The organism is Anaerosporobacter sp. (genome assembly GCF_965301125.1).
Map to the genome: position 1 here is coordinate 1 of NZ_CBDLAM010000282.1, position 3,565 is coordinate 3,565.

6 protein-coding genes are annotated in these 3,565 nt (G+C 31.4%); 5 read left to right on the forward strand and 1 reads right to left on the reverse strand.

Annotated features, from left to right (window positions below):
- Positions 1-133: 133 nt before the first annotated feature.
- On the reverse strand, positions 134-274 hold the full coding sequence (locus ACW2QF_RS18700; RefSeq protein ID WP_455717529.1) for a hypothetical protein: 141 nt from the start codon (positions 272-274) through the stop codon (positions 134-136).
- A 467-nt stretch (positions 275-741) separates the two neighbouring features.
- Between ACW2QF_RS18700 and ACW2QF_RS18705 the strand changes: the two genes are divergently transcribed.
- The 5 genes from ACW2QF_RS18705 (at position 742) to ACW2QF_RS18725 (ending at position 3,494) form a co-directional block, all read left to right on the forward strand.
- Entirely contained in the window at positions 742-1,098 is a 357-nt protein-coding gene (locus ACW2QF_RS18705; protein ID WP_455717530.1) for a hypothetical protein, read from the forward strand.
- Positions 1,088-1,393, forward strand: coding sequence for a hypothetical protein (locus ACW2QF_RS18710; RefSeq protein WP_455717531.1), 306 nt, complete (start codon positions 1,088-1,090; stop codon positions 1,391-1,393). The genes ACW2QF_RS18705 and ACW2QF_RS18710 overlap by 11 nt, the downstream gene beginning before the upstream one ends.
- A 117-nt stretch (positions 1,394-1,510) precedes the next feature.
- Positions 1,511-2,155 (forward strand): DUF5081 family protein, encoded by a 645-nt coding sequence (locus tag ACW2QF_RS18715; protein WP_455717532.1) that lies wholly within the window; start codon positions 1,511-1,513, stop codon positions 2,153-2,155.
- Positions 2,156-2,464 (forward strand): WXG100 family type VII secretion target, encoded by a 309-nt coding sequence (locus ACW2QF_RS18720; protein ID WP_455717533.1) that lies wholly within the window; start codon positions 2,156-2,158, stop codon positions 2,462-2,464. It begins immediately after the preceding gene.
- Between the two features lies 1 nt (position 2,465).
- Entirely contained in the window at positions 2,466-3,494 is a 1,029-nt protein-coding gene (locus ACW2QF_RS18725; RefSeq protein ID WP_455717534.1) for a hypothetical protein, read from the forward strand.
- The last annotated feature ends 71 nt before the right edge of the window (positions 3,495-3,565 follow it).

Genomic DNA, 3,565 nt, shown 5'->3' on the forward strand with positions numbered 1-3,565 from the left:
GATTAATATTTATTTTAACACCAATCCAAGAGGATATATATATCACTTATTAAGTAACACAAAATTTTTTACAGTCTCTGTATAGTATCTAAGACATGATATCCATTTATCCCTGGCAACATAATATCTAAGATCACAAGTTTAATTTTAAAATCTGCAGACCTGTTTCTACATCATATGCAATATCAAAATCATAACACCCATCGCCCATACATACTTTTACTATTTCACAAATATTTTTATCATCATCAATAACAAGAATCGTATGCTTCATGCTATCACCTATATTATATATTTTTTAAACTACTCAACTTTCCAAATCCATCATTCTAATATAATTTTCCACGGTACACTTTCAATAGTCTGTTACATCACTGGTCAGGTTCTTCAATATATGAAAACGCTCCGCGATCTATTACGAGCATTCTAATACTCTTGCAGTGATAAGGTTATAATTACACTGGTACTTCAGGCAGTATTATTAAAAGTTTTATTGTGTGTAAAGTATGGTGACCAAGCTAGGACTATGTACCTTATTGCATGAAAAGTAAAAATACGGTAAAATTAATATAAAATGGCCAAATTTTAGATGTATAGGGTGCGTTTGTAAAAAAATAATAAAAGAACTGAACAAGTCCATAGATAGATAAATAGAAAGTGCTTTAAGAAAAAACTTACTAATAAATATAAATTTCTATAAGGTGAAGTAACTAAAATTAATCAAATAGGGGGGAGAATTATATGAGTCGAAAATGGGTTCTGGACTATCCAGAAGCATCTATCAAAAGAAAAAAATATGATGATATCATTAGTTCGTTAAATGTTGAAGCTGTGAAAATAAGAGATGCTACTAATCCAAGTATAGCTAAACAAACAGAACTTGTTGATTCAGTAGGTACATTAGAAGGTGTTTACTATGAGGAATATGAAAAAAGTGTTATAAATTGGTATAATGAGGAGCAAAGAATTGCTGGAGAGTTTATTTTGTTTGAAAGTGAATTGAGTCTCAGAATATCTAGTGCAACAACGCAGAGTGCATTGTGGGCAAGCCGTGAAACGATGGGGCACTGGGAAGAGGAGCAAGTATATGAAAAATAATATTGCTGTTTATATCAATATAGATGATTGTATCAATGCAATGAATAATGTAATTACTAATTTTGAAGCTTTAGAAACTAAATTTGTAGAAATTACAGAAAAGATTAATGATCAAACCAATTGGAAAGGAGAGGTTCAGGATAAATCTAGTAGTATTCAGAAGCTTCTTAATGAATATGAAACATCCCTAAAACCGATGTGTGAAGAATTAAAAAAAGACATAATAGAATTAAGGGATTCATCGGATACTTTTGATAGTAATTCATATAATGTTTCAAAATTAAAGGCATGGTAAGGGAAAAATATGAAAGGATAATTGCAAATACGTTAACGTTCAGCCTCGGTATTTGCATCTCAAAAAAAACATAGTTTCATTCTTATAGGCATGTTTGGTTGAGACTTGGTGTAAAATGTGATTAATATAAAAGAATTATACCTAATGAACTTAGCGCTTGATGGGGGCGATATTTTTACGTTACCTTCATTTACAACTGTACATATGACTAAAATACTTGCAGACACAATCTATGGAGATCTTGTTCAAAAAGGATTTATGCAAGATCCATCAACTTTTACAATGGAAGGTGTCATGTGTTTAAAAAAAGTAGACGATTTTAAGAAAGCTACGAAATACGTAAAAATCGGTTCTTTAGTAATCGGTATTTATAAAGATGAATTTGCAATTTCTCTTTTTTGGAATCAACTTAATAATGAATTTGACTTTCGAAGGATTCAACTAAATGATGTAGTAAAACAACTATCTTCCACTTATCCATTCCTATGTTTAGAAAACAGTGAAATGGAAACCGCCATATTAAATAGACAGATTACATTTAATGATCTTATAGAAAAATATTCACTTAAGTATGACAATACTATTTATCTGTCTACACTTGATGTTATTAAACTTCGAGAACAGAAAAAAGATATGGTCACCAATGAAATTATATTTTATTGTTATAATTCATGCTATTATTATGACAGCAATCAGGAAAAACTTTCAACATGTTCTATTACTCAAATGAAGGATTTATTAAGAAAGAGGTTGAAAATTTAAATGGGGAAAAAAACAGAAATATTATTCAATAGTGAAATTTTGCAAGAAATTGCCGATGCTTATAAAGAAAGTGTTACTATCATTCAAGAAATAAGTAACTACAATGCTACTGCTAGTACTGGTTTTAGCAATAATTATGAAGGGCAAGCAAAGGAGATGACAGTAGCTACATTTGATAAGATTAGTGAGCATCTAACACTCTTGGAAACTTGCTGTCAAAGTATGCAAGAATACATTCAAAATGCATGGGATACCATGAATGAGGCTGATAAATCAGTATCAGAAGGAAAAAGAATAGTGGAGGGCTGATATGAATAAATCATTGGTTTCGGATTCAAATATTTGGATTGATATAGCTGGCGCATGGAGTAGATGTAGTAAGGAGCCTTCTGAAAATTTTAGCGAAGGTTTGAGAGCAGTAGATACTATTAACAATATACTGGGAAATGCACCTAGTGATGTGGGTGGAACAATAAATTTAGGAGTAACGATAAATGAGGTTAACGAATTGTTAATCAAATGGGATCAAGTGCAGAACTTTACTAATAGTATCCATTATGAGATAGCTGAGATAGTGGATCTTCCTTATACAAAAAAAGCTAATCAGGTTATGGAAGATGTCTACAATCTAAGTCCCCAAGATTTTCGTACGGAAGAAAATATTCTTATATGGGAGCGTGGAGAATCTCTTGAAGAGTTACTAGTGAAAATTATAACTGACTCAACAGCAAAAGCATCTTATGAAGCATTAGTTAATTTACTCGATAACGATATTCCTGATGCGAAATTTGAGGAGATAATGAAAGATACTCATTACTGGCTGGTAGAGTTTGAAAAAAATCATAAAATACGAGAATATGCTGCGGAGTTCATTAAAAAACATCAATCTAAGTGGGATTCTTATTCGCATAAAGAAAAAATAAAGTTACTTAACGATTATGCTGTGGAAATTGGTAAGTGTATGGATAATGAAAAATGGTATGATTTCTTTACTGGTCATAAGATAGTTACATCGGTAGAATATGCAACGTCTGATCCTCATTACGATCCTACAAGTACCGCTTATGGATATACTTATGCACAAAGTAAAGATGGGAAAATATATATAAGTGATAAATACGGAAATTCGTCGGATCCTTTATACAATTTACCGAGTGTTGTTACGACAGTTACACATGAAGCACGCCACCAATATCAGGGGCAGGCTTATGATGATCCAAAGCGATATAATTTACCTAATTATGAACAAACAGAGTGGTTTGATAGAATAAATCATCCTGGTTATTGGTTGAGACCTTGGGAAATCGATGCTCGAGCTTACTCTGGTTTATCTAATTAATAATGGAAATTTAAGAGAGAATAAATATTAAAAGTAAACCTACAAAGGTAAGACTTTATTCTCAATACAAT

What these genes read in the sequence shown, in the direction of transcription:
- ACW2QF_RS18700 (WP_455717529.1), bottom strand. Translation starts at nt 274, where the DNA reads ATGAAGCATACGATTCTTGTTATTGATGATGATAAAAATATTTGTGAA.
- ACW2QF_RS18705 (WP_455717530.1), top strand. Translation starts at nt 742, where the DNA reads ATGAGTCGAAAATGGGTTCTGGACTATCCAGAAGCATCTATCAAAAGA.
- ACW2QF_RS18710 (WP_455717531.1), top strand. Translation starts at nt 1,088, where the DNA reads ATGAAAAATAATATTGCTGTTTATATCAATATAGATGATTGTATCAAT.
- ACW2QF_RS18720 (WP_455717533.1), top strand. Translation starts at nt 2,156, where the DNA reads ATGGGGAAAAAAACAGAAATATTATTCAATAGTGAAATTTTGCAAGAA.
- ACW2QF_RS18725 (WP_455717534.1), top strand. Translation starts at nt 2,466, where the DNA reads ATGAATAAATCATTGGTTTCGGATTCAAATATTTGGATTGATATAGCT.